General features: G+C 60.6%; 24 protein-coding genes and 1 riboswitch. Of the genes, 10 read left to right on the top strand and 14 right to left on the bottom strand.

All coding sequences use genetic code 11. The features are described 5' to 3' along the window. Window positions 1-36 precede the first annotated feature (36 nt). On the bottom strand, window positions 37-939 hold the full coding sequence (locus FEM54_RS01980) for a LysR family transcriptional regulator (protein ID WP_017139424.1): 903 nt from the start codon (window positions 937-939) through the stop codon (window positions 37-39). A gap of 108 nt (window positions 940-1,047) precedes the next feature. On the opposite strand from FEM54_RS01980, the gene FEM54_RS01975 reads away from it, so the two are divergent. After that, entirely contained in the window at window positions 1,048-2,289 is a 1,242-nt protein-coding gene (locus tag FEM54_RS01975) for a D-amino acid dehydrogenase (RefSeq protein WP_138449271.1), read from the top strand. A gap of 31 nt (window positions 2,290-2,320) precedes the next feature. Then, window positions 2,321-3,223, top strand: coding sequence for a transporter substrate-binding domain-containing protein (locus FEM54_RS01970; RefSeq protein WP_138449269.1), 903 nt, complete (start codon window positions 2,321-2,323; stop codon window positions 3,221-3,223). A 131-nt stretch (window positions 3,224-3,354) separates the two neighbouring features. Here the strand turns inward: FEM54_RS01970 and FEM54_RS01965 are convergent, their stop codons facing one another. Beyond that, complete coding sequence (locus FEM54_RS01965; RefSeq protein WP_138449267.1) at window positions 3,355-4,074, bottom strand: 16S rRNA (uracil(1498)-N(3))-methyltransferase; 720 nt, start codon at window positions 4,072-4,074, stop codon at window positions 3,355-3,357. Window positions 4,075-4,200: 126 nt separating this feature from the next. Further along, window positions 4,201-5,607, bottom strand: coding sequence for an adenosylmethionine--8-amino-7-oxononanoate transaminase (locus FEM54_RS01960; protein ID WP_099550354.1), 1,407 nt, complete (start codon window positions 5,605-5,607; stop codon window positions 4,201-4,203). Between the two features lie 273 nt (window positions 5,608-5,880). Here FEM54_RS01960 and FEM54_RS01955 point away from each other — a divergent pair, with 273 nt between their 5' ends. Both FEM54_RS01955 and FEM54_RS01950 read left to right on the top strand, forming a co-directional pair. Next, window positions 5,881-6,432: a cytochrome b gene (locus tag FEM54_RS01955; protein WP_099550355.1), complete on the top strand. Its 552-nt coding sequence runs from the start codon at window positions 5,881-5,883 to the stop codon at window positions 6,430-6,432. Between the two features lie 32 nt (window positions 6,433-6,464). Further along, window positions 6,465-7,061, top strand: a complete 597-nt coding sequence (locus tag FEM54_RS01950) for a YceI family protein (protein ID WP_026013867.1) — start codon at window positions 6,465-6,467, stop codon at window positions 7,059-7,061. Window positions 7,062-7,122: 61 nt separating this feature from the next. On the opposite strand, the gene FEM54_RS01945 is transcribed toward FEM54_RS01950, so the two are convergent. After that, window positions 7,123-8,007, bottom strand: coding sequence for a LysR substrate-binding domain-containing protein (locus FEM54_RS01945; RefSeq protein ID WP_099550356.1), 885 nt, complete (start codon window positions 8,005-8,007; stop codon window positions 7,123-7,125). Window positions 8,008-8,134: 127 nt separating this feature from the next. On the opposite strand from FEM54_RS01945, the gene FEM54_RS01940 reads away from it, so the two are divergent. After that, window positions 8,135-8,509: a nuclear transport factor 2 family protein gene (locus FEM54_RS01940; protein ID WP_017139416.1), complete on the top strand. Its 375-nt coding sequence runs from the start codon at window positions 8,135-8,137 to the stop codon at window positions 8,507-8,509. A gap of 61 nt (window positions 8,510-8,570) precedes the next feature. Here FEM54_RS01940 and FEM54_RS01935 read toward each other — a convergent pair whose 3' ends face one another. The 4 genes from FEM54_RS01935 to ahcY form a co-directional block, all read right to left on the bottom strand. Continuing rightward, window positions 8,571-10,463, bottom strand: a complete 1,893-nt coding sequence (locus FEM54_RS01935) for an RNA helicase RhlE2 (RefSeq protein WP_138449265.1) — start codon at window positions 10,461-10,463, stop codon at window positions 8,571-8,573. Window positions 10,464-10,684: 221 nt separating this feature from the next. Then, a complete protein-coding gene (locus tag FEM54_RS01930) occupies window positions 10,685-11,476 on the bottom strand; it encodes a substrate-binding periplasmic protein (RefSeq protein ID WP_099550357.1) in 792 nt (263 codons plus the stop codon). Window positions 11,477-11,605: 129 nt separating this feature from the next. Beyond that, a complete protein-coding gene (gene metF, locus FEM54_RS01925) occupies window positions 11,606-12,451 on the bottom strand; it encodes a methylenetetrahydrofolate reductase [NAD(P)H] (RefSeq protein WP_017139413.1) in 846 nt (281 codons plus the stop codon). 169 nt (window positions 12,452-12,620) lie between these two features. Beyond that, window positions 12,621-14,030, bottom strand: coding sequence for an adenosylhomocysteinase (ahcY, locus tag FEM54_RS01915; protein WP_017139412.1), 1,410 nt, complete (start codon window positions 14,028-14,030; stop codon window positions 12,621-12,623). Between the two features lie 21 nt (window positions 14,031-14,051). After that, a riboswitch (S-adenosyl-L-homocysteine riboswitch) is annotated at window positions 14,052-14,157 on the bottom strand. Between the two features lie 198 nt (window positions 14,158-14,355). Here ahcY and FEM54_RS01910 point away from each other — a divergent pair. From FEM54_RS01910 to FEM54_RS01900, 3 genes are all read left to right on the top strand, one after another. Then, window positions 14,356-14,748: an acyl-CoA thioesterase gene (locus tag FEM54_RS01910; RefSeq protein WP_016977737.1), complete on the top strand. Its 393-nt coding sequence runs from the start codon at window positions 14,356-14,358 to the stop codon at window positions 14,746-14,748. Between the two features lie 86 nt (window positions 14,749-14,834). Beyond that, window positions 14,835-15,719, top strand: coding sequence for a formate/nitrite transporter family protein (locus FEM54_RS01905; RefSeq protein WP_138449262.1), 885 nt, complete (start codon window positions 14,835-14,837; stop codon window positions 15,717-15,719). A 66-nt stretch (window positions 15,720-15,785) separates the two neighbouring features. Further along, a complete protein-coding gene (locus FEM54_RS01900; protein WP_138449260.1) occupies window positions 15,786-17,648 on the top strand; it encodes a DUF3857 domain-containing transglutaminase family protein in 1,863 nt (620 codons plus the stop codon). A 42-nt stretch (window positions 17,649-17,690) separates the two neighbouring features. Here the strand turns inward: FEM54_RS01900 and FEM54_RS01895 are convergent, their stop codons facing one another. Continuing rightward, window positions 17,691-18,950, bottom strand: coding sequence for a cation:proton antiporter (locus FEM54_RS01895; protein ID WP_138449259.1), 1,260 nt, complete (start codon window positions 18,948-18,950; stop codon window positions 17,691-17,693). Window positions 18,951-19,142: 192 nt separating this feature from the next. Here FEM54_RS01895 and FEM54_RS01890 point away from each other — a divergent pair, with 192 nt between their 5' ends. Beyond that, window positions 19,143-19,529 (top strand): MAPEG family protein, encoded by a 387-nt coding sequence (locus tag FEM54_RS01890; RefSeq protein ID WP_138449257.1) that lies wholly within the window; start codon window positions 19,143-19,145, stop codon window positions 19,527-19,529. A gap of 169 nt (window positions 19,530-19,698) precedes the next feature. On the opposite strand, the gene mltA is transcribed toward FEM54_RS01890, so the two are convergent. Beyond that, window positions 19,699-20,886: a murein transglycosylase A gene (gene mltA, locus FEM54_RS01885; RefSeq protein WP_017139405.1), complete on the bottom strand. Its 1,188-nt coding sequence runs from the start codon at window positions 20,884-20,886 to the stop codon at window positions 19,699-19,701. Between the two features lie 129 nt (window positions 20,887-21,015). On the opposite strand from mltA, the gene FEM54_RS01880 reads away from it, so the two are divergent. After that, entirely contained in the window at window positions 21,016-21,465 is a 450-nt protein-coding gene (locus FEM54_RS01880; protein WP_017139404.1) for a c-type cytochrome, read from the top strand. Window positions 21,466-21,471: 6 nt separating this feature from the next. Here the strand turns inward: FEM54_RS01880 and FEM54_RS01875 are convergent, their stop codons facing one another. The 4 genes from FEM54_RS01875 to FEM54_RS01860 all read right to left on the bottom strand — a co-directional run. After that, complete coding sequence (locus FEM54_RS01875; RefSeq protein ID WP_138449256.1) at window positions 21,472-21,867, bottom strand: DUF1090 domain-containing protein; 396 nt, start codon at window positions 21,865-21,867, stop codon at window positions 21,472-21,474. Window positions 21,868-21,936: 69 nt separating this feature from the next. Beyond that, window positions 21,937-23,598, bottom strand: coding sequence for an NAD-dependent DNA ligase LigB (gene ligB, locus FEM54_RS01870; RefSeq protein ID WP_138449254.1), 1,662 nt, complete (start codon window positions 23,596-23,598; stop codon window positions 21,937-21,939). Between the two features lie 343 nt (window positions 23,599-23,941). Next, window positions 23,942-25,132 (bottom strand): methionine adenosyltransferase, encoded by a 1,191-nt coding sequence (gene metK / locus FEM54_RS01865; protein WP_099550362.1) that lies wholly within the window; start codon window positions 25,130-25,132, stop codon window positions 23,942-23,944. A gap of 19 nt (window positions 25,133-25,151) precedes the next feature. Next, a partial coding sequence (locus tag FEM54_RS01860) for a class I SAM-dependent methyltransferase (RefSeq protein ID WP_138449253.1) occupies window positions 25,152-25,526 on the bottom strand: 375 nt, incomplete at its 5' end.

Below are 25,526 nucleotides of genomic sequence, written 5' to 3'. Positions count from 1 at the left end.
TTCAATACCGCTATCGCAGGCAAGCCAGCTCCCACATTACAAGCGTTCCAGCAGCTCTCGCGCTCGGTTGCCGAAAATGTCCAACAGGTTCGCCAACATATGTGGCGGTGGCTCATCAGCGCGGGTCAGGGCGTACAGGGTGATCGGCAACGGCGGCGTGAGCGGGCGAATGCAGGTGGTCGCCGTTGACGCGCCGAGGGCGGTAAACGGGTCGATCACCGTCAACCCGGCACCTGACTCCACCATCGCCCGGGCCAGGGAATAGGTCTGTACGGCAATGCTCACCCGTGGCGGTGGGTCGACGTTTTCCAGGTAGCTGTCGAGCTTGGCGGCCAACGGGTCGGCACTCGACAGGCCAATCAACGGCGCACCCGCCAGGTCCGCCAATGGCAGGGGCGTGCTCAGCTCGGCATCCGACCAATAACCCTTTGACGCCAACGCCACCAAGACCCCATTGGCCAGCACTTGCGTGGTCAGCCCAGGATGGCCGGAGAAGTTCAGCGTCAGCGCCAGGTCAATCTCACGCATCAACAGCTTCTGCACCAGCTCGCGGCTGTGGTCGCTGGACAGCTCACAGGCAATGTCCGGGTAGTCGCGCTTCCATTCCAGAATCGCCGGCGGCAGCAGCGACAGGGCCAGTGCCGGAATCGCACCAATACGCACACTTTGGCCCGGCTCACGGCGCAGGCTCTTGGCCAGGCGCCGCACGCCTTGCAGGCTTTCGGTGACTTTCTCGACTTCGCTTTCCAGCGCCAGCGCTTCCGGTGTGGGCTGCAGTTTGCCGCGCACCCGTAAAAACAGCGCAAAGCCCAACTGCAACTCGGCGTGCTGCAGCACCTTGGTCACCGCCGGTTGCGAGACGTGCAACAGCTGCGCGGCGGCGCTGACGGAGCCGGTCTGGCGGATGGCCTGGAAGATTTCGATATGACGCAGGCGCATGGCAAGTCCATAACCTTTGTTTATAGATGACCCATCTTTATTCATTGTCGGCGACCTGTCACCTGGCCCTAGGCTTGGTGCCAGTCAATTCAATAGCGGGTGGCAGCAATGGCCAAGCGGGTTTGCATCATCGGTGGTGGCGTTATCGGCTTGGCAAGCGCCTATGCCCTGGTGCGTGCAGGCCATGAGGTGACAGTGATCGACACGCGGGACAGCCTCGGCAGCGAGACCAGTTTCGCCAATGGCGGGCAACTGTCCTACCGCTATGTCGCGCCGTTGGCCGACAAAGGTGTGCCGCTGCAAGCCATCGGCTGGTTGCTGCGCGGTGATTCGCCGCTGAAGCTGCGCCCGCGTCTCGACCCGCAGCAATGGCGCTGGATGGCGGCCTTTATCGGCGCCTGCCGTGGCTCGGTGAACACGCGCAATGCCGCGCACCTGCTGCGCCTGGCGTCCTTGAGCCAGGCCACGCTGGAGCAATGGCGCGAAGGCGATCGACTGGAAGGTTTCGACTGGCGCCGCAACGGCAAACTGGTGACGTTTCGTAACGCCGCCTCCTTTGAGCATGCGCGCAGCAAGGTCAGCAATAACGTGCAGCAGCAAGTGTTGTCCGTGGCCGATTGCGCACACTTGGAGCCAGCGTTAATGGGCGCCGACTTTCTCGGTGGCATCTACACGCCGAACGAGGAGGTGGCTGACTGTCACGCCTTCTGCCAACGGCTGGCGGCCCGGCTCGAAGCCTCGGGGCGCTGCAGGTTTTTGCTGGGCCGCGAGGTCACTCGCATACGCCACGCCGACGGCGCGGTGCAGGCCATCGAGTTGGGTGACGAGGTGATGGCGGTGGATCAACTGGTGCTGGCGGCCGGGCATCGCAGCGCGCAATTGGGTTTGCCAGGGTTGTCATTGCCACTGTATCCGCTCAAGGGCTACAGCCTGAACGTGCCGATTGGCGCGCATCACCAGGCGCCGAACGTGAGTGTCACCGACTATGACCGCAAGATCGTGTATGCGCGCATCGGCGAGCAACTGCGGGTCGCGGCCATGGTGGATATCGTCGGCTTTGATGCAGGCCTTGAGCCCAAGCGTCTGGCGCTGATGAAACGCCAGGCCATGGAGACATTCCCAACGGCCGGCGATTACACCCACGCGGTCGAATGGGCCGGCATGCGCCCGGCAACGCCCACCGGCGTGCCGCTGATCGGCGCCAGCGCCTATCGAAACCTGTGGTTGAACCTGGGCCACGGTGCCCTGGGTTTTACCCTGGCCTGCGGCAGCGGGCAATTGCTGGCCGAACTGATCAGCGAGCACGCGCCTTCCATTGATATGCAGGGCCTCACGCCCCGCGCTGCATAATTGGATTCATCACCAGCAACGGAGAATAACAATGAAAAAAATCCTGTTGACCGGCTGCACTCTGGGGCTGCTGTTTGGCGCACAGGTTCAGGCCAATGAAGCCCCGCTGGACGGCACCTTGAGCAAAATCGCGAATGCCAAGTCGATCACCTTGGGGTATCGCGATGCCTCGGTGCCGTTTTCCTACGTGAGCGACAACAGTGGCAAGCCCATGGGCTATTCGGTGGAGTTGGCGAGCAAGATCGTTGAGCGCATCCAGCAGAAAATCGGGGTGGCCAAGCTGAATGTTAAGTACAACCTGGTGACCTCTCAGACCCGTATTCCGCTGGTGCAAAACGGCACCGTCGACCTTGAATGCGGTTCCACCGGTGTCACCGCCGAGCGGCAGAGGCAGGTGGCGTTTTCCTACGGGTTTATCTATGTGAAGGGCCAACTGCTGACCGCCAAGGACAGTGGCATCCAGGGTTTTGAAGACCTCAAGGGCAGGAATGTGGTGACCACGGCCGGCACCACCAATGAACGCTTTCTCAAGCGCTACAACGCCGACCACAAAGCCAATATGTTTGTGATCAGCGCCAAGGACCATGGCGAAGCGTTCAAAATGCTCGAGACCGGCCGCGCAGTGGCGTTCTACATGGACGATGCGTTGCTCTACGGTGAGCGCGCCAAGGCCCGAGACCCGCACCACTGGGTGGTGGTGGGCAAGGAACAGTCGCGGGAGATTTACAGCTGCATGCTGCGCAAGGACGACCCGCAGTTTCTAGCGGTGGTCAACGAAACGCTCGCCGACCTGTACCGCTCCGGGGAGATCAACGGGATTTACCAGCGTTGGTTTGAACAGCCGATTCCGCCCAAGGGCCTGAACCTGGAGTTTCCGATGACCAGCGAGTTGAAAGCGATTATTGCCAAGCCGGTGAGTGACCCGGTGGAGTGATAGCCGCAATGATCGTTCCCACGCTCCGCGTGGGAATGCAGCCTTGGACGCTCTGCGTCCCAATTTGAGGTCGTGACGCAGAGCGTCACAGGAGGCTTTCCCACGCAGAGCGTGGGAACGATCGGGCGAGGTTAGAAGTCGCCCCAGAGTTGCTGGGCCACGCTCAATGCCACGACTGGCGCGGTTTCGGTGCGCAGCACCCGCGGGCCGAGGCGGGCGGCGTGGAAGCCGGCAGCTTGGGCGGTTGCGACTTCTGCGTCGGTTAACCCACCTTCAGGCCCGATCAGGAACGCCAGGCTCGATGGCTTGGCGTGGCTGACCATCGGCTCGGCCACCGGGTGCAGCACCAGCTTCAAATCCGCCTCGGCTTGCTTCAACCAGTCGGCCAGTAACAGCGGCGGGTGAATCACCGGCACTGTCGAACGCCCGCATTGCTCGCAGGCGCTGATCGCCACTTGGCGCCAGTGCAGCAGGCGTTTGTCGGCGCGTTCGTCCTTCAGGCGTACTTCGCAGCGGTCGCTGAAGATCGGCGTGATTTTATTCACACCCAATTCGGTGGCTTTCTGGATCGCCCAATCCATGCGCTCGCCCCGGGACAGGCCTTGGCCGAGGTGGATGTGCAGCGGTGATTCGGTCTGGCCCGCAAAGCGTTCCGTGAGTTGCACGGTAACGCGTTTTTTCCCGACTTCCAGCAAGGTGCCGAGGAATTCCTGGCCGGAGCCGTCGAACAGTTGTACGGCGTCGCCTTCACCCATGCGCAATACGCGGCTGATGTAATGCGCCTGGGCTTCGGGCAATTCATGGTCGCCGATGCTGAGCGGGGTGTCGGTGAAAAAGCGGGACAGTCTCATTTCTGTTCTCTGGAAGTGGTGTGCAGAGCGGACGCGGAGCGTGGGAACGATCATACAAAACCTGTGGGAGCCGGGCTTGCCCGCGATAGCGGTAGACCCGACACCCGATCAGTTGAGTGAACTCAATTAACCCGGATCCCGAAAGCCTGGGTGAAAATCTTGTGGCACCGCAACACTGACAGTGCTGTTGGTGGCGATATCAATCCCTTCGCTGGCGACTTCAGCCAGGAAGTCGATCTGTTCCGGCGTTATCACATACGGCGGCAGGAAATACACCACGCTGCCCAGCGGCCGCAGCAGCGCACCGCGCTCCAGGGCATGCTCGAACACCTTCAAGCCACGGCGTTCCTGCCACGGGTAGGCGGTTTTGGTGGCTTTGTCCTGAACCATCTCGATGGCCAGCACCATGCCGGTCTGGCGCACTTCCGACACGTGCGGGTGGTCCACCAGGTGCGCGGTGGCGGTGGCCATGCGCTGGGCCAGGGCCTTGTTGTTTTCGATGACGTTGTCTTCTTCGAAAATATCCAAAGTCGCCAAGGCCGCCGCGCACGCCAGCGGGTTGCCGGTGTAGCTGTGGGAATGCAGGAAGGCGCGCAACGTCGGGTAGTCGTCGTAGAAGGCGTCGTACACATCGTCGGTGGTGACGACCGCCGCCAATGGCAGGTAACCGCCGGTGAGGGCTTTGGACAAGCACAAAAAGTCCGGTCGGATGCCGGCTTGCTCGCAAGCGAACATGCTGCCGGTGCGGCCGAAGCCGACGGCGATTTCGTCGTGAATCAGGTGCACGCCATATTTGTCGCAGGCTTCACGCAGCAGCTTGAGGTACACCGGGTGGTACATGCGCATGCCGCCGGCGCCCTGGATCAGCGGCTCGACGATCACGGCGGCGACGCTGTCGTGGTTTTCGGCCAGGGTCTGTTCCATGGCCAGGAACATGTTGCGTGAGTGCTCTTCCCAGCTCATGCCCTCGGGGCGCAGGTAGCAATCCGGGCTTGGCACCTTGATGGTGTCGAGCAGCAAGGCTTTATAGGTTTCGGTAAATAATGGCACATCGCCCACGGACATCGCGGCAATAGTTTCGCCGTGGTAGCTGTTGGTCAGGGTGACGAAGCGCTTCTTGTTCGGCAGGCCACGGTTGAGCCAATAGTGAAAGCTCATCTTCAGCGCGACTTCGATGCACGACGAGCCGTTGTCGGCATAGAAGCAGCGGGTCAAACCTTCAGGCGTCATCGCCACCAGGCGTTCGGACAATTCGATCACCGGCTGGTGGCTGAAACCGGCGAGGATCACGTGTTCCAGCTGATCCACCTGGTCCTTGATGCGCTGGTTGATGCGCGGGTTGGCGTGGCCGAACACATTGACCCACCAGGAACTGACGGCATCGAGGTAGCGCTTGCCTTCGAAGTCTTCCAGCCATACGCCTTCGCCACGTTTGATCGGGATCAGCGGCAGTTGCTGGTGGTCTTTCATCTGGGTGCAGGGATGCCACAGCACCGCGAGGTCGCGTTGCATCCACTGGTTATTCAAGCCCATCGGTTATCTCCTCGAAGCGGCCCTGCGCCCGGCGCAGGCGAAACAATCGCGCAAGCCTATGCAATGCCAGGCGGCGTCACAACCCATTACGGATGAATTGGCAGTAAAGGCAGGACGATCTGTCACGTTTATCAGGAATAGTCCTTAATCCATTGTTAACGTACTGTGCATACTCTCTTGATCGTATTTCTCGATATTTCAAAGCGAAATTTTCCGCTTTAATTCGATAGGTAAATCGCTAGTCTTGGGCACAGTTCTTACGGGATTTGGGACATGCAGCTACGTAATTCATCGGCCCGTTATGGCTGGGTCAGCATTGTTTTGCACTGGGGCGTAGCCCTGGTGGTGTTCGGTTTGTTCGCGCTGGGCCTGTGGATGGTCGGCCTCGACTACTACAGCGCCTGGCGCAAAGACGCGCCCGACCTGCACAAGAGCATTGGCATCACGCTGTTCGCCATCATGCTGGTGCGTATCGTCTGGCGCATTGTCAGCCCGCCACCGCCACCTTTGGCCAGCTACAGCCGCTTGACGCGTATTGGCGCTGCGTTTGGCCACGCGTTCCTGTATCTCGGGCTGTTTGCCGTGATGATCGCCGGTTACCTGATTTCCACCGCAGACGGTGTCGGTATCCCGGTGTTTGGCCTGTTTGAGATTCCTGCCGTGGTTTCCGGGCTACCGGACCAGGCAGACAACGCCGGCTTGGTGCATTTGTACCTGGCCTGGGTGTTGGTGGTCTTCGCCGGTTTGCATGGCGTGGCCGCGTTTAAACACCACTTTATCGATCGTGATGCGACCCTGACACGAATGCTGGGACGCAAAGCCTGATGTTCAACCTCGACTCACAAGGAATAGAAAGCATGTTGAAAAAGACTCTCGCCGCTCTGGCAATCGGTTCCGCACTGCTGTCCGCAGGTTCGGCGATGGCCGCTGATTATGTTGTCGACAAGGAAGGCCAGCACGCCTTCGTTGACTTCAAGATCAGCCACTTGGGCTATAGCTTCATCACCGGTACTTTCAAGGATCTGGACGGTAAGTTCAGCTTTGACGCCGCCAAGCCTGAAGACAGCAAAATCGAGTTCAACGTCCGTACCGCCAGCGTGTTCACTAACCACGCCGAACGTGACAAGCACATCGCCAGCAAAGACTTCCTGGACGTTGGCAAGTTTGCCGATGCCAAGTTCGTCTCCACCAGTGTCAAAACCACCGGTAAAAATGCTGCAGGCCAAGTTACTGCCGACGTGACTGGCGACCTGACCTTTCATGGCGTGACCAAGCCGATCGTGGTCAAGGCCACGTTCCTGGGCGAAGGCAAGGATCCATGGGGCGGCTACCGTGCCGGCTTTGAAGGCACTACCAGCTTCAACCGTCAGGACTTCGGCAAGCAGATGGACCTGGGCCCAGCGTCCAACACTGTTGAGCTGTACGTGACTTTTGAAGGCGTAAAAGCGAAGTAATTATTTCGCTGTTTCAAACGCCAAGCGCCGACCTCAGGGTCGGCGTTTTGCTGTGCGCTGTTCAAAGGCTTTCTTGATACGTCGTCACTTGGCCCTTGAGCCAAGTGTGCAATAAGGTCAACTGCGCCGACGGTTTGCTGCCCGCAGGCCAGACTATGTAATAGCGTGAGGTGTGCGCCGGTTCAATGTCGGTGAGCCGGACCAGCTCCCCGCGTTGAATCAGTGCATGGGCAATCGAGCGGCGTGTCAGCGCGACGCCGTGCCCGAGCCGCACGGCTTCGAGCATCAACGTGGAATCGGTGAACTCCAGCGGCGCTTGCGGACGTTGCCCCTCGATACCTGCGGCGCCCAGCCAGATCGGCCAGCTCTCACTGGCGTGCAGCAATGGCTGCTCAAGGACGGCTTGCGCCGTGTCCGGCAGCACGCCGTGGTTGAAGTCGCGCGCGGCGACCACCAGCAATGAGTCACCCATCAGCGTTTCGCAATGCACATCCGGCCACTGGCCATGACCGAAGCGAATCGCGCAATCAAGCGGGCCTTGCTCGAAGCTGGCGAACTCCATGCTCGACTCCAGCCGCAAGTGCAGCTCGGGGTGAGCCGCCCTGAAATCATGCAGGCGCGGCAACAACCAATGCATGGCGTAGGAAGGCAGCACCGAAGCGGTCAGCTGTGGGTGCCTGGTTTTTGCCATCAGTTTTTCGGTGATCCCGGCGATTTCGCCCAGCCCCTGCCTGATCTGGTAGGCATACACGCGGCCTTCATCCGTCAGCATCAGCGTGCGCTTGTTGCGCATGACCAAAGCGAGGCCCAGGTACTCTTCAAGGGCGCGAATCTGATGGCTGACGGCACTGTGGGTCACGTGCAGTTCGAGGGCGGCCAGGTTCACTTTGCCCAGTCGGGCCAAGGCCTCGAAAGCACGCAGCGCGGCAAGGGGAGGCAGTTTCAAAGTGTGAATTCCTTTCACAGAAAAGCCTAATAATAGCCGCTATACGTGAAATGAGTGGGCTATCAATAATGGCGGCAAGTTATTTATTCAAATAACACCGTGTTGAAACTGTCGGGAGTTGTGCGCCATGATTGATGAGATTCAAGCGTTTCTGAACGATTACTTTAGTGTGTTGCAAACTCAGGATTTGAATACGTTCGATCAAGTCTTTCATCGTGGCTGCGTGTTATACAGCGCACAGAACTCGACCGTGGTCGTGCGGCCGTTCGAGGAATACCGGACCATGGTTCAAGGCCGCAAGTCGCCGCAGGAAGGCGGTTTTCCGCAGCTTGATGAGGTATTGATGATTGACGTGATGTCGCCGGAAATGGCCATCGTCAAAGTGCGCTTGCGCTTGTTCAATAACGTGATGGTTGATTATTTGAACCTGATGAAAGTTGACGGTCGCTGGATGATCTTTGCCAAGCTTTTTCATAAGGCCGGTGAAGTGGCTGATCAATAAGCTAACGCCTGGATGCAAAAACGCCCCGATTAATCGGGGCGTTTTTGTTAGCGTCGAAAACTCAGCGGTTGCGGGTCAGCAGCGCTGGTTTTTCACCACGAGGGCGGCCTGGCAGTTGATCCAGCTGCTCAGGTGTCGGGAAGCGATCCGCTTTCGACTCCTTGTGGATGATCTTCGGCGCCGGACCACCGCGCGGGTTCTGCACGGCGGGTTCCGACAAGCGTGGCTGGTCGTCACGGGCCGGACGGCGGTTGTTGCTGCGCGAGTCTTCACGACGGGCCTGGCCGTCACGGGGGGCGCCATTACGCGGGCCGTTGCGCTTGGCAGGTGGCGTACCGGTGGTACCGCCGCTGCTGTTGCGCGGGCCATTTTGACGACCGCCCTGTGGCTGGCCGCCACGTGGAGCACCCGTGCCTGCGCCCGCACCTTGTGCCGGGGCACCAGGACGGCGGCCACGGCCTTGGGCCGGCTTGGCCTGAGGCACGTAGTCAACGCGGTTACCGAAGTTATCCACATCGTCGTCGAGGAACTCGTCCGGGGCGCGGTCGGCAGCGGCACGTGGCGGCTGGCTCGGCTGGCGCTGTTCGCGGGCCGGGGTGCCTTCACGGGGCTTCTGCTCACGGGCTGGGCGTTCGCCACGGCCGTTGGTAGGCGCTTTTTCCTTGCCGCCTTTATCTTTGCCCTTGTCGCGACGGCCACCGCCACCACCGCCGCCGTTCGGGCCATCGCCCTTCGGACCGCGTGGGTTGCGTGGGTTACGCACGTCCGGACGCTCGCGCGCTTCAGGCTTTTCGACCTCCACGGCGCTGGAGTCGAAGCCCATCAGGTCGCCGTCGGCGATTTTCTGCTTGGTCATGCGCTCGATGCTTTTCAGCAGCTTTTCTTCGTCCGGAGCGACCAGGGAAATGGCCTCGCCCGAACGACCGGCACGGCCGGTACGGCCGATACGGTGCACGTAATCTTCATCGACGTTCGGCAGCTCGAAGTTGACCACGTGTGGCAATTGGTCGATATCCAGGCCGCGCGCGGCGATATCGGTGGCGACCAGGATGCGCACAGTGCCGGCCTTGAAATCGGCAAGGGCTTTGGTGCGCGCGTTCTGGCTCTTGTTACCGTGAATGGCGACGGCGGTGAGGCCGTGCTTGTCCAGGTACTCGGCCAGGCGGTTGGCGCCGTGCTTGGTGCGGGTAAACACCAGCACCTGCTCCCACGCGCCGTGGGTGATCAGGTGCGCCAGCAGGGAACGCTTGTGGCTGGCGGCCAGGCGGAATACGCGTTGCTCGATACGCTCGACCGTGGTGTTCGGCGGCGTGACTTCGATGCGTTCCGGGTTGTGCAGCAGCTTGCCGGCCAGGGCGGTGATGTCTTGGGAGAACGTTGCCGAGAACAGCAGGTTCTGACGTTTGGCCGGCAGGCGGGCGAGGACCTTTTTCACGTCATGGACAAAGCCCATGTCGAGCATGCGGTCGGCTTCGTCCAGCACGAGGATTTCCACGTGGGACAAATCGACGCTGCCTTGGCCGCACAGGTCGAGCAAACGACCCGGGCAGGCTACCAGCACGTCAACACCACGGGACATGGCCTGAACCTGTGGGTTCATGCCGACGCCGCCGAAGATGCAGGCGCTGACGAACTTCAAGTCGCGGGCGTACAGCTTGAAGCTGTCGTGCACTTGGGCGGCGAGTTCGCGGGTTGGGGTCAGGACCAGTACGCGCGGTTGGCGCGGGCCGTGACGCTGGGATTTGTCCGGGTGACCGTTGGGGAACAACCGCTCCAGAATCGGGAGGGCGAAACCACCGGTTTTACCAGTACCTGTCTGCGCCGCAACCATCAGGTCGCGACCTTGCAACACGGCGGGAATGGCCCGCTGTTGCACCGGAGTAGGCTCGGTATAGCCCGCTGCCTCGATGGCGCGGACTAAAGCCTCGGAGAGACCGAGGGAAGCAAAGGACATGAGTAATCCTGTTTTAGTTAGGGCTTGGCCCAAAGGGATAATCTTGCCGGGCGTGAATGGCGCTTAGGGGAGCGCAACCCCGTCCGGTCCTGCTGCGTCTGGCGGGCACTCCACCGGCTCGCGCGGGCTGAAAGCTGCGCAGTAGCTGGGTTAGGTGCCTTTTTCAAGACCTCAGCGGCCGGGCGTGAGCCTGGCGGAAAGGCCGGAGTATAACAGAGCAATCACGGCGCGCCGCTTTCCTGCTGCTCAACGGTGTGTTCAGGGGCTGTATTGGCTTGGATTCCGCCATATTTGGCGCTTAAGGCTGCGTAGGCAGGCTCTTGCTTGAAGCGCTTGAGCTCGGCGGCAAAGCGTTGCACCAGCAGGTCCATGCCGGCGCCACGGCGCACGGCTAAAAATTGCGGCTGGCGGCTGACCACCAGCGGCGCCTGGCTGACCTTGCCTTCCAGGCCCATGGCCTTGATCACATGCTGGCCGACTCGACGGTCCGTAATCACCAGGTCAATGCGGCCCAGCGACAGTTTGCCGAAGTTGGCCTCATGGCTGGGCGCCGGCTCGCGGTCGAACAGGCTGGATTCGCTGAAGGCCTCGCCATACAGATAGCCTGGTGACGTGCCGACCGTCAGCCCGCGCAGGCCATCCAGGGTCTGGGCCGGATGAGGGCGGTCGTTGGCATAGAACAGCACGAACTCGACAGCCGACAACGGTTCGCTGGGGTAAAGCAGTAAAGCATCGCGCTCATGGCTGTGGAAAATATCCAGTGCGCCATCGGCGTGGCCCTGGTCCAGCATGGCCAGGCAACGTTTCCAGGGCAGGAATTGCCACTCCACCTCCACCCCCAGGCGTTGGAACACGATCATCGTGGTTTCGTAATCCAGGCCGCGCATGCTGCCGTTGTCGTCGTACACATAAGGTGCCCAAGGCTCGGTGACAACGCGCAATTTCTCGCCGTAAGCGGTGAAGCTCAGGCAAGCAAAAAGCACAGCGGTCAACAGCTTGAGAATGACGGGCATCCCCTGAGGTTACGATGCTCCTGCGCTAAAGAGAAGCTCTGGCACACGCATTCGCGGGCAAGTTGATGTGGCGCATTAAAAGCAAAAGGCCCTCGTATAAACGAGGGCCTTGGCATTACCAAACAAGCCTTAGCGTGGCAGCTTGAGGTTGTTCCAGATAGCCAGGCTGGGTTCAGTCTGGTTCAGGGTGTAGAAGTGCAACCCTGGTGCGCCACCTTGCAGCAATTGTTCACACATCTGTGTGATCACCTGCTCGCCGAACGCCTGGATGCTCTTGACGTCATCGCCATAAGCTTCCAGTTGCTTGCGCACCCAGCGTGGGATTTCAGCACCGCAGGCGTCGGAGAAACGCGCCAGCTTGCTGTAGTTGGTGATCGGCATGATGCCCGGCACGATAGGGATATTCACACCCATGGCCCGTACACGCTCGACAAAGTAGAAGTAGCTGTCGGCGTTGAAGAAGTACTGGGTGATCGCGCTGTCGGCACCGGCATTGGCCTTGCGCACGAAGTTCTGCAAATCGTCTTCGAAATTACGCGCCTGTGGGTGCATCTCCGGGTAAGCCGCCACTTCGATATGGAAGTGATCGCCGCTTTCTTCACGGATGAAGCTCACCAGGTCATTGGCGTAGCGCAGCTCGCCGCTGGCCATGCCCATGCCGGACGGCAGGTCGCCACGCAGGGCGACGATGCGCTTGATGCCGGCTTGTTTGTATTGGGTCAGCAGGCTGCGCAGGTCGGCCTTGCTGTCGCCCACGCACGATAAGTGCGGAGCGGCGGGAACTTTGACTTCGCTTTCGAGCTGCAGCACGGTGTTGATCGTGCGGTCACGGGTCGAGCCGCCGGCGCCGTAGGTGCAGGAGAAGAAGTCGGGGTTGTAGCTGGCCAACTGCTTGGCAGTCGCCATCAGTTTTTCATGCCCAGCATCGGTCTTGGTCGGGAAAAACTCGAAGCTGTAGCGACGGTCTTGGGACATGGTCGTACCTATGGAAACTCAGAATACCGGTGTGGGAGCGGGCTTGCCCGCGATGCAGGCACCTCGGTTTTTCAGCAATACCGAGGCGATGCTATCGCAGCGGTGCGGCGATCCGACAAGCCAGCTCCTACAAAAGCCAGCTCCCCTATGGCAGCTGGCACTGGGCCGATCAGTAACGGTAAGCGTGCGGCTTGAACGGACCTTCGACGGTCACGCCGATGTAGTCGGCCTGGGTCTTGGTCAGTTGAGTCACCACGCCGCCGAAGCCGCGGACCATTTCCAGGGCCACTTCTTCGTCGAGTTTCTTCGGCAGTACTTCCACGGTCAGACGCTCGGCTTTCTGGGCCGGCGACAGGTCGGCGTACTTCTGGCCGAACAGGAAGATCTGCGCCAGTACCTGGTTGGCGAACGAGCCATCCATGATGCGGCTTGGGTGGCCGGTGGCGTTGCCCAGGTTAACCAGGCGGCCTTCAGCCAGCAGGATCAGGTAGTCGTCATTCTGCGGGTCGAAATCGCCAGCGCCGGTACGGTGAACCTTGTGTACCTGCGGCTTCACTTCTTCCCATGCCCAGTTCTTGCGCATGAAAGCGGTGTCGATTTCGTTGTCGAAGTGGCCGATGTTGCAGACTACAGCGCGCTTCTTCAGGGCTTTGAGCATGTTTGCGTCGCAAACATTCACGTTACCGGTGGTGGTCACGATCAGGTCGATCTTGCCCAGCAGGGCTTTGTCGATGCTCGCTTCGGTGCCGTCGTTCTGGCCGTTGATGAACGGCGAAACCACTTCGAAACCGTCCATGCACGCTTGCATGGCGCAGATCGGGTCAACTTCGGAGACTTTAACGATCATGCCTTCCTGACGCAGAGACTGGGACGAACCCTTGCCCACGTCGCCGTAGCCGATTACCAGGGCTTGCTTGCCCGACAGCAGGTGGTCGGTGCCGCGCTTGATGGCATCGTTGAGGCTGTGACGGCAGCCGTACTTGTTGTCGTTCTTGCTCTTGGTCACCGAGTCGTTGACGTTGATGGCCGGGATTTTCAGCTCGCCCTTGGCCAGCATGTCCAGCAGGCGGTGTACGCCAGTGGTGGTTTCTTCGGTCACACCGTGAACGCGGTCCAGAATCTGCGGGTATTTCTTGTGCAGCAGCTCGGTCAGGTCGCCGCCGTCGTCGAGGATCATGTTGGCATCCCATGGCGCGCCATCTTTGAGGATGGTTTGCTCCAGGCACCACTCGTACTCTTCTTCGGTCTCGCCTTTCCAGGCGTAAACCGCGATACCGGCAGCAGCGATAGCAGCAGCGGCCTGGTCCTGAGTCGAGAAAATGTTGCAGGACGACCAACGTACTTCGGCGCCCAGGGCAACCAGGGTTTCGATCAGCACGGCAGTCTGAATGGTCATGTGGATGCAGCCGAGGATCTTCGCGCCTTTGAGCGGCTGCTCAGCGGCGTACTTGCGGCGCAGGCCCATCAGGGCTGGCATTTCGGATTCGGCGATAAAGGTTTCGCGACGGCCCCAGGCAGCGAGGGACATGTCGGCGACTTTGTAGTCGGTAAAACCTGCAGGCGTGATTACAGCGCTCATGAAGAGCCTCCATTCGTAGTGTGCGAATGGGCGCCGTTGTGCGTTTAGTATCCAGCTGGCTAACCAGGCCGAACAACGCCCCATCCGAGCCTGACAGGTTGAACCTGCTGCAGCGCCCCTCGGACAGGTGGCGGGAGAACGGTATCAATCGAAGATGACCGTTTTGAAGCGGTGGCGATTATAGCCGTGTGCGCGGCACTTCCCAAGCCTTTCTGTCGGCCACATGCAGATCGTGCATGGGCGTGATAGGCAATGGCGCATAGAGCTTGGGCGCGGGCTCTGCCATGATGTTGCCCATCATTTCGCAAGACGCTTTGGAGTGACCATGAACTTCCACACCCGCAAATGGGTAAAACCCGAAGACCTCAACCCCAACGGCACCCTGTTCGGCGGCAGCCTGCTGCGCTGGATCGACGAAGAAGCGGCCATTTACGCGATTGTTCAACTGGGCAACCAGCGTGTGGTGACCAAGTACATCTCCGAAATCAACTTCGTCAGCGCCTCGCGCCAGGGCGACATCATCGAACTGGGCATCACCGCCACCGAGTTCGGCCGCACCTCGATCACCCTGACCTGTGAAGTGCGCAACAAGATCACCCGCAAGAGCATCCTCACTGTGGAGAAAATGGTCTTCGTCAACCTGGGCGAAGACGGTTTGCCGGCACCGCACGGGCGTACTGAAATCAAGTATGTGAAAGACCAGTTTCAGGATGAGTAACTGCACGGCTTGCGTCAGCGGGCATTGAACGCTCGCGAATGAAGACAGGTCGTACCTGAACCGCATCCCCTTGTTCAGGTACCACCATGGCTACGCAAGCAGACGGCAAAACCCCCAACCTGTCGCAGGAAGAGCAACAGGACGTCGACGAGAACCAGCCGCCCCGCGCGGCGGTTCTGCACGAAATCATCCGCACTCAGGGCGACCAGGAACTGGAGCGCAATGTGGCTGCGTTGTGGTGGTCGGCGTTGGCGGCGGGCCTGACCATGGGCCTGTCGCTGATGGGCATGGGCCTGCTCAACTCGCGCCTGCCGGATGGCGAAGGCTTCAAGGTGATCGCCAGCTTTGGTTATTGCGCGGGCTTTCTTGCGGTGATCCTGGCGCGCCAGCAACTGTTCACCGAAAACACCCTGACCGCCGTGCTGCCGGTGATGAGCAAGCCGACGCTGGCCAATGCCGGCCGCCTGTTGCGGTTGTGGACGGTGGTGCTGGTGGGCAACCTGTGCGGCACCTTGCTGGTGGCCTACGTGATGCTGCACCTGCCGATCTTCGACACTAAGACCGACATGGCCTTTCTCGAAATCGGCCGCAAGGTCATGGAAAACGACCCCGGCCAGATGTTCGCCAAGGGCATTATTTCCGGCTGGATGATCGCCACCATGGTGTGGATGATCCCGTCCATGGAAAGCGCGAAGATGTTCATCATCATCCTGATCACTTACCTGATGGCGCTGGGGGACTTCACCCACATCGTCGTCGGTTCGGCGGAAGTGTCGTACCTGGTGTTTGCCGGCGAACTGCCGTGGAAGGACTTCTGGCTGGTGTTCGCCGGCCCGACACTGGCGGGCAATATCATCGGCGGCAGTTTTATCTTTGCGTTGATCAGCCATGCGCAGATTCGCAGTGAGAGCAGCTTGCCGGGCAAGCCCGCAGACCCGCGCCATCCCCAGCGGGTGAACAAGGACGAGTAAGCTGATTCGTCATAAATGAATGGCAAAGTCGCTGCGCGGCTTTCCATTCATGAAAGAAGGATCTTTATGCGGACTTTCCCTTTTTTGCGGGGGCGCAGTTGGTGCACGCTGGTATTGGCGGTGGGCGTTTTCGGCGTGGCACAGGCCAAGGATGATGCTGCGGATCGCTCCGTGACCATCGAAAAGCAAACTCAGCGCTACGTGATCAATGCCGACGGCAGCTATGTGGTGGATGCCGATAAGGTCGTGCTGATCAACGAAGAGCGGGCCATCAGGTCCAGTGCCCAGCAAGCGGTCAGTTACAACCGCTCATTGGATAGCCTGGAGATTATCGAGGCGTTCACGCTCAAGCCCGATGGGCGCAGGGTAATGGTCACCGCGCCACAGATCAGGGAACAACAGGAGCAGGCCTCGGCCAATGCTCCGATGTTTCAGGATTCGCGGGTCAAGGTGGTGATTTTTCCTGAGGTGGCAGTGGGTGATCGTCTGAGCTTGCGTTACAAGCGAATACGCCACACGGCGCTGTTTCCTGGCGAGTTTACCGACTTCTCCACGGCGAGCTTGAGCCCCACGCTGGATTACTCCCTGATCTACGACTTGCCGGCCGACAAGCCTTTGTACGCCGAGGCCCGGGGTTTCAAAGCCTCCACTTCGGCCGCAGCGGTTGGGCGTAAGGTGTACCGATGGGACTACGTGCCGGCCGACAAAACCCGGCCCGAACAAGGCGCGGTGGCCTACACCGACTATGGCCAACTCCTCGCTGTTTCGACCTTTGCAACCTACAAAGACCTGGCCAGGGCTTACGAGGCACGTGCCAAGGTTGAGGTCACACCGCAAATCACCGAATTGGCGCACAGGCTCACCGCCGACCAGCCAACGCCTCGGGCCAAGGCCCTGGTGCTCAGCGATTGGGTGCGCAAGAACATCCGTTATGTGGCGGTGTACATCGACGCCGGCGGCGTGGTGCCGCACCCGGCGCAATCGGTGCTGGACAACCGTTACGGCGACTGCAAGGACCATGTGGCCCTGCTGGAAGCCATGCTCAAGGCCGTTGGCATCGACAGCTCACCGGTGTTGATCAACGCCGGCAATGCCTATGTTTTGCCCAAGGTGGCGGCGTTACGCGTGCTCAACCATGCGATCACCTATGTGCCAAGCCTGGACCTCTACCTGGACTCCACCGCCAGTTTCATCGCTGCCGGTTACTTGCCACTGCAGGACTTGGACAAGCCGGTGTTGTTGACGCGTACTGGCGAGTTGGCACGTACCCCGGCCACTCAACCGAGCAAGCTATCGAGTGAATTGGTGTTCAAGGTCGATGACAAGGGCGCGGCAGACTTTACGCAAACGTCCCTCGCCGAGGGTTGGCGTACCGAAGCGACGCGTTTTTGGATCAGGTCTCAGCAGCCGGCGGAGCGTGATCAGATGATCCAGAAAATGCTGCGCAGCTCAGGCCAGGCGGGCAACGGCACCCTGCAAACAGATGCGCTGGAAGGTACTGCGTCCGGCTTCAACACCACGTTGGCCGGGCGCACGGAAAACCTCGTCAACGTGCCTGGGCCGATCGGTGTACCGGCACTCAGTCGCCTGGGAAGCTATATCGCCCAGGATGTGCAGGCCCTGTCGGTAGAAAAGAAGCGGGTGCAGAACTTCACCTGCTTTGCCGGCGAGAGCGTTGAAAAGGCCCGCTTCGAGTTCCCCGCGTCGTTGACTATTCTGGCGCTGCCCAAGACCGTTTCGCTCAAGGGCGCGGATGTAACCTACGACGCCAGTTATGAGCGCAGCGGCAATACCGTGCTGGTTTCCCGCACGCTTGCCTTTAACCACCCCGAAGCGGTGTGCAGCCCTGAGTGGTTCAAGAGTATGCAGCCGATGATCGAGGCGATGTTCAATGACCTCAAGAGCCAGATCATCGTGCAGGCCCATTGATCGCAGGCGCCGGCGGCGAAATGAATCCGCCGCCGGCCTCAATCAGTGAGCCTCGGTTGGCGGTGCAGGCTCATCTTTGGTCACATGCTTGACCAGCTTGCCGATGCTCAAACCCTGCAACAGGATCGACGACAGCACCACGATGTAGGTGATGCTCAGCAGCAAGTCGCGTTCCGGGCCAAGCGGCAGGGCCAGCGCCAGTGCTACCGAGACGCCACCGCGCAAACCACCCCAGGTGAGAATGCGGATAGTGCCGCGTGGCACCGTGCGCCAGCGGCGCAGCAACAGGATCGCCGGGGCCACGGTCAGCAGGCGTGAGGCCAGGATCGCCACGGCCAGCAAGCTGGCGGCCAGTACGTGCAGCCAGTTGAACGGCAACAGCAGCAGCTCCATGCCGATCAGTGCAAACAGCAGGGCGTTGAGCATGTCATCGAGCAACTCCCAGAAGCCGTCGAGGTAGCGGCGGGTCATGTCGTTCATGGCCAGCTTGCGCCCCAGGTTGCCGATGATCAGCCCGGCCATCACCATGGCAATCGGCGCCGAAACGTGCAGTTCGGTCGCCATTGCCGAACCGCCGATCACCAGCGCGAGAGTCAGCATCACTTCGATCTGATGCTGCTCGATGCTCTTGATCATCAGGTACACCAAGTAGCCGATCAGCCCGCCGAACACCACGCCGCCAATCGCTTCATGGGCGAACAGCATGGCCGTGGCGCCGACGGTCGGTGTTTCGCCCAGCTGTGCGATGCCCAGCAGTACCGTAAACACCACCACTGCGGTGCCGTCGTTGAACAGCGATTCGCCGACGATGGTGGTTTTCAGTGGTTTGGAGGCGTTGGCGGTTCGCAGCACGCCCAACACCGCAATCGGGTCGGTGGGCGAAATCAGTGCACCGAACAGCAGGCAGTAGAGGAAGCTGACGTGCCAGCCGAACAGGGCAAAGATGTAGTACGCCAGGCTGCCGATGACCACGGTGGCGATCAATACGCCGAAGGTCGCCAGCAGGCCGATGGGCCAGCGATAGCTGCGCAGGTCGTTGAGGTTGACGTGCAAGGCGCCGGCGAACAGCAGGAATGACAGCATCCAGTTCATCAGCAAGTCGCCAAAGTCGATCTGGCCGATTAACTGCTGGATACGTTCTTCGAGGCCTGGGTAGCCGATAAGGCTCAGGCCTTGCAAAATCAGGGAGAACAGCAGGGCCGTGACCATCACACCGATCGTGGGCGGCAGCCCGATAAATCGGTAGTTCACATAGGTGAGCAGGGTGGTAAGGCAAATAAAGGCGGCGACAAGTTCAAGCATCCGAGGTCCTTGGAAGTGAGGGAAGGTCGTTATTGCTGGGATGGACCGCAACAGCGGCGGGATGTTTCAAGGCGCCGGCTAAAAGCCTGATAGAACCTTTCGGCGCGCCTCGGTTCATAGCCGGTGAGTGCGATTTTGCAGTGATAGTGCTAAAACTCTAATTTCTATTTAAAACAAAAAAAGGAATCCATGATGACGGCCGCTTTCTGGTGTGTGTTGATCGCAATATTCCTGCCTTACCTGTGCACGGGGGTGGCCAAGTTCAGCGGTGGCAAGTTCGGCCCGCGGCAGAACCACGACCCGCGTGCCTTCCTGGATACCGTCGAAGGCGTCGCCAAGCGCGCCCACAATGCCCAGCTCAACAGCTTTGAAGTGACGCCTGCGTTTGCAGCGGCGGTAATCATCGCGCATCTGGCCGGTACGGCGTCGCTGGTGACCATCAATGTACTGGCCGTGCTGTTTATCACCAGTCGGCTGCTGTACATCATTTGCTACCTGGCCGACTGGGCGATGCTGCGTTCGCTGGTGTGGTTTGCAGGGATGGCGTTGATTGCGAGTTTCTTTTTTGTGTCGATCTAGAGGTTTGACGTAATCCCCTGTGGGAGCTGGCTTTTGTGGGAGCTGGCTTGCCTGCGATTCGGGTACCTCGGTATGTCAGTGACACCGCGGTGATGCTATCGCAGGCAAGCCAGCTCCCACAAAAGCCAGCTCCCACACAAGCCCGCACACATGGGTTCTTCAGCGTTATTCAGGTGCCAGCTGGCGCATCCGGCACGTGGGGCAACGCCGCGCCCTTGGGCCACAGCATCCAGATCTGCCCCTGCTGCTTCATATTCCCCGCCAGCTCACCCGCCGCGTCACCGGTGCCCCAGAACAAGTCTGCGCGCACTTCGCCGGTGATCGCGCCGCCGGTGTCCTGCGCGGCGACGGGCCGTGCGATGGGCGAGCCATCGGGTTTGGTGGTCGACAGCCACAACAGGCTGCCCAGCGGAATCACCTTGCGGTCTACCGCCACGCTGTAACCCGCCGTCAGCGGCACATTCAGTGAGCCGCGCGGGCCTTCGTTGCTGTCCGGGCGGGCGCTGAAAAACACGTAGCTGGGGTTGCTCGCCAACAATTGCGGAATGCGCTGCGGGTTGGCCTTGGCCCAGGCGCTGATGGCGCCCATGGTCACGTCTTCTTTTTTCAGTTCGCCTTGCTCCACCAGCCAGCGGCCGATCGGGCGGTACGGGTAACCATTCTGGTCGCCATAGCCCACGCGCAATTGGCGCCCACCGGCCAGTTGAATACGCCCCGAGCCTTGAATCTGCAGGAATTGCAGGTCCATCGGGTTGGTCAGCCAGGCAATCGGCTTGGCAGTGGAGCCTTGGCCGTTGATGGTGCTGGCGTCGTCATACGGCTTGAGTACACGGCCCTCGAGGCGGCCGCGCAGGCGCTTGCCCTTGAGTTCCGGGTAGATGCTTTCCAGGTTGACGATGATCAGGTCGTCCGGCACGCCGTACACCGGCACATGGGCGGTGGCGGTTTCGGTCAGGCTGCCGGGGTAGACCGGCTCGTAGTAGCCGGTGATCAGGCCATTGGGTGTGTTGTCGGCCGAGCGCAGGCCGAACACATCCAGGCGCTCCTTGAGAAAACCGCGCACGGCTACGGCATCGCCCGGTACGGTGGCGGCGGCGGCACAGGTTGCGCCCCACACCGGATCAGCTTTTAGGCGCTGGCAGGCACTGCGCCAGGATTCAAACCCGGCCAGCAGGTCGCTGTCGGAAACCGCCGGCAGCGCTTCCCACGGTGCACTGACATAGGTGGCGACGGCATGGGGCTTGGCCGCTTCATCTTTTTTGCCGGTGTCTTTGCCGCCATCGCAACCGGCCAGCAGCGCAACCATCGGCAGAGCCCACACCATTCGGCGGCTCCAGCGTTTCAAGGTGACATTCATACACGTAATTCCTGAAGCGGTTGCCTGCGCCGCAGCGCATTCAGGCAACCCTTATTATTAATAGGGCTATTGGTCTTTGCGGGCGGGGCGAGGATACTGGCCGCCGTTTCCCGTGACCCTGAAGCCATCATGACTTTTAAAAAACTGACCGTGGTATTGCTGGCCTGCCTGACCTTGTCCGCCTGCGGCGGTGTCGATCCTAATTCGCCGCTGGGCCAACGCAAGGCCATCTTCAAACAGATGCTCAAGACCGGCGAAGACCTGGGCGGCATGCTGCGTGGGCGTATCCCGTTCGACGGCGCGAAGTTCGCCGAAGGCGCGGTCAAGCTCGATGCGTTGTCCCACGAACCGTGGAAGCATTTCCCGAGTGTGCGTGAGGAAGATCACACCAGCGCCAAGGATACTGTGTGGCAACAGCAGGCACGCTTCCAGGAGCTGGCCCGAAACCTTGAAACGGCTACCGGTGAATTGGTAATCGCAAGCCAGGTGCAGCCCTACAAGGCCAGCAACCTGGGGCCTGCGGTGCAGAAAGTCGAAGATGCCTGCACGGCCTGCCATAAACAGTTTCGCGACCACTGACCGGTTTTATTTGTCGAGTTCGTCGACAGCCTCCTGCAGTTCTTTGCGCGACTGAGCCAGCTTGTCTTTGCGTTTGTTGATCTTGTCGGCATCGCCTTTTTTCATCGCCTTGTCGAGGTCGGCCTGACGGCGGGTGACTTCGTGCTTGGCGTCGAGCACTTTGTTCTCGCGTTCTTTGCGCAAGGACGCATCGGTGCAGTGGGCGGTGACTTCGCTCAGGGCTTTTTCCAGGCCGGCTTGTTGTTCGCTGTTGCCATGGGTCTTGGCTTGTTCGATTTGTGCGCTGATGGCCTGGCGCTTGGCGGCGCAGCCGGTGAGTTCCGGCACTTCTTCGGCGGCCAGCAGCGGCATGCTCGCCAGGCTTACGGTGGACAACAAGGCAAGTGGGGCTAGAAATTTCATGTGAGGCTCCAAGGTCGCAATCGGATGGCAGGGTGAATTCTGCCGGGAGTAAAAGTGGCCGGGTTGGGCTTAAAACCCGTCAATTCCAGCCACGCGTAATGTTTCAGCTAACGCTTGTACTTGCGGGTCGCGAAAAAAAGCGCTCAATTGCGCCGCGCGGCCCGGGCCAATGCCGTCGGTGGCCAGCCAGGCTTGCGTGTCTTTGGCGGCCAGGGCCTGCCAGCCACCCTCCAGATCGTTGCGCGCCGAAGGCGGTACGCCCAGGGCTTTTAGCCATTGTGCAAAGGGCCGTTGCCGCGCGCTTTGCAGGCTGTCGAGCACCCGGGCACGGCGGCGATCACCGAAGCCGTCAATGTTAGCAAGCTCTGCCGCATCCAGGGTTAACCAATCGAGAATGCCTGCGATTAGACCGGCCTGGATCAATGCGTTCCAGGTCTCGCGGCCCATATAAGGCAGGGCCAGTCCCTGGTTGCTGCTCAGCCAGGTCAGGCGCGCGAGCAATTGCTCTTCGCAGCCAGGGTCCAGTTGCCAACAACTCAAGGCGTGGAAGTTGCGCGCATCCGGTACTTGCACCGCCACCCTGGTCTCGTTGCGCAGGATCACTTGCTCCAACCGAGGAATCACTTGGCCGGCAAGGCTGATGGAGACCTGATCGCCGGGGCGGATATCCAGTGCATGCCAGTGTTTCAAGGAGCCGACGCTGACGCGGCGGATTTGCCGGTCGTCCAGTCGCACCGACTCCAGTTCCAGAATGGGGGTGATGCGCCCCGTGCGGCCGATCTTGAACTGCACCTTGCGCACCAGCGCCAAGGCCCTGGTTACCGGGTACTTCCAGGCCACCGCCCAGTAAGGCGCGCTGGCTTGCCAGCGGTTGGCGGGCGCGTGCAGGGCCTGGTGTAATACCACGCCGTCGCTGGCAAAGGGCAGCGGATGGTTGTACCAGTAACGGCGCCAGTGCGCGGCTTCAGTGAGGTTTTGCACGGGGTGGCTGTAGCGACGGCTATCGGTGAAACCCCAGCGCGCCAGGGTGGCCAGCCGCGTGCTGAAGTCTGCCGGGCCGTCGGGCCAAGCCCAGACAAACAGCCCGATCCTGGAAGCCTCGGCCTCACTTAACTGTCGGCGATTCATCAGCCCGGCCACTTTGCTGCGAGCACTGAGCCCGCCGTGTTCGGACTGCACATGATCGTCAAGACGCCAATAGAGTTCGCCTTGCAGCACCAGATCGATGGGCTCGGGCAATTGCTGGACAATGCCTTGGATCTTGTGCGCGGTGGCTGTCCAATCCTGACCGAGCAGGCCGTCACCACGGCTGATGAGCTGGCTCAGGCGGCCTTTGCGATACACCAGCGTCACTGCAACGCCGTCGACCTTGGGTTGCACCCAGACGTCCTGGCGTGTCTTGAACCACTCGCCCACGGCCTCTTCATCCACCAGCTTTTCCAGGCCGGTATGAGCGACTGGATGTGGCTGTGTGCCGCGCGCACCAGCCAGCGGGTTGTCCGCCGTCGACGGCGTTGGTGCAAAACACGCCTGCCACCGCGCCAGGCGCTGGCGCGCTTGGTCGTATAGCTCGTCGCTGACCGGAGATTGACCGAGCCGGTGGTAACTGTCATCCCATAGCTTGATCTGTTCCGTCAGGGTGCCGACCTGCGAGCGTGCCTCGTCGGGGCAGTCTTCGGCCCAGGCCAGAAACGCCAGGGCGCTGAGTACAAGGGCAATCAGTAAACGCATGATGAGCATCCGTGCTCGGAAGGGGCGCCCAGCCTAAGTGATCCAGGCGGGCACAAAAAAGCCCCGGCAGGGCGGGCCTTTTTACCGGGTGTTTCCAGTGACTTGAACAGGCCGCCCAATGCCTTCACGGCATCGTTCTTTTGCATCTTGGCGCCCTGTGTTTGTTGCTCGGCATCGACCTTGGCCTGGGACTTAGCCAGTTTGTTACAGCCTTTGTTGAGCGGCTCTTTTGCCGTTTTGAAAGCCTGGGCGCTCAGCAGGTCAAAAGGCGCAGGTTATCGCGGCGCAGGCAATAAAAAGCCCCGTCGGGCGAACCCGGCGGGGCTTTTGGTGCAACGCGTGCTTACAGGCCGGCGGCAGTGCGCAGGTCGTTGGCGCGGTCGGTTTTTTCCCAGGTGAAGGTGGTGAAGGTGTCGTCGCCGACAGTCTTCTGCGCAGGGGTACGGCCGAAGTGGCCATAGGCTGCAGTGTCCTGGTACATCGGGTGCAGCAGGTCGAGCATGGTGGTGATTGCGTAAGGGCGCAGGTCGAAGATCTCACGCACCAGCTTGACGATCTTGTCATCGCTGATCTTGCCGGTGCCGAAGGTGTTCAGCGAGATCGACGTAGGCTGGGCCACACCGATCGCGTAGGAAACCTGGATTTCGCAACGCTCGGCCAGGCCGGCCGCGACGATGTTCTTGGCCACGTAACGACCGGCGTAGGCCGCCGAGCGGTCAACCTTGGATGGGTCTTTACCCGAGAACGCACCACCGCCATGACGGGCCATGCCGCCGTAGCTATCGACGATGATCTTGCGACCGGTCAGGCCGCAGTCGCCCACTGGGCCGCCGATGATGAACTGGCCGGTCGGGTTGATGTGGAACTGGGTGTCTTTGGTCAGCAGTTCGGCAGGCAGCACGTGCTTGACGATCAGCTCCATCACGCCTTCACGCAGGTCGGCGTAGGACACGTCCGGGTTGTGTTGGGTCGACAGTACAACGGCGTCGATGCCCACCACTTTGCCGCCTTCGTAACGGCAGGTGACCTGGGACTTGGCGTCCGGGCGCAGCCACGGCAGCACGCCGGATTTACGTGCTTGCGCCTGGCGCTGTACCAGCTGGTGCGAGAAGGTGATCGGTGCCGGCATCAGCACGTCGGTTTCGTTGCTGGCGTAGCCGAACATCAGGCCCTGGTCGCCGGCGCCCTGATCTTCAGGCTTGGCGCGGTCCACACCCTGGTTGATGTCGGGGGACTGCTTGCCGATGATGTTCATCACGCCGCAGGTCGCGCCGTCGAAGCCGACGTCGGAGCTGTTGTAGCCAATGTCGGTGATCACGTCACGAACGATCTGCTCCAGGTCGACCCAGGCCGTGGTGGTGACTTCACCGGCGATGATCGCCACGCCCGTTTTCACCAGAGTCTCGCACGCCACGCGGGCGAACTTGTCTTCAGCAATGATGGCGTCCAGCACCGCGTCAGAAATCTGGTCGGCGATTTTGTCCGGATGCCCTTCAGACACGGACTCGGAGGTGAAAAGGGAGTATTCGCTCATCTCGATGTTTTCCTGATATTTACCGATGGTGAGTGTCGCCAGTCGGTCGCTGAAAGTGGCGGACCTGGATCTGGAAACCATTACGTAAACCTACATAGAGGCTTTCCCCGGGAACGAGTCCCGCAGCGGTGGCCCAACGGGCCAGATCGTCCTGTTCAAAACCCAACCAGAGATCACCGCAGGCCTCCTTGGCCCAATTCTGGTTGTGGCTGCATAAATCTGTGACCAGCAGGCTGCCGCCCGGTTGCAGCAAATTCGCCATCTGCTTGAGGGCTTCGGCGGGGGCCGCAAAATGGTGCAAGACCATGTTCAGCACCACACAATCGGCCAGCAGGCTGGTGTCATTCAACGCGTCGGCCAACTGCAGGCTGACGTTGCCCAGCGCTTCGCGCTC

Origin of the sequence: Pseudomonas edaphica (assembly GCF_005863185.1) — a bacterium.
Classification (GTDB): domain Bacteria; phylum Pseudomonadota; class Gammaproteobacteria; order Pseudomonadales; family Pseudomonadaceae; genus Aquipseudomonas; species Aquipseudomonas edaphica.
The sequence above is the reverse complement of the archived record's forward strand: the minus strand, read 5'-3'. Positions and strand labels throughout refer to the sequence as shown.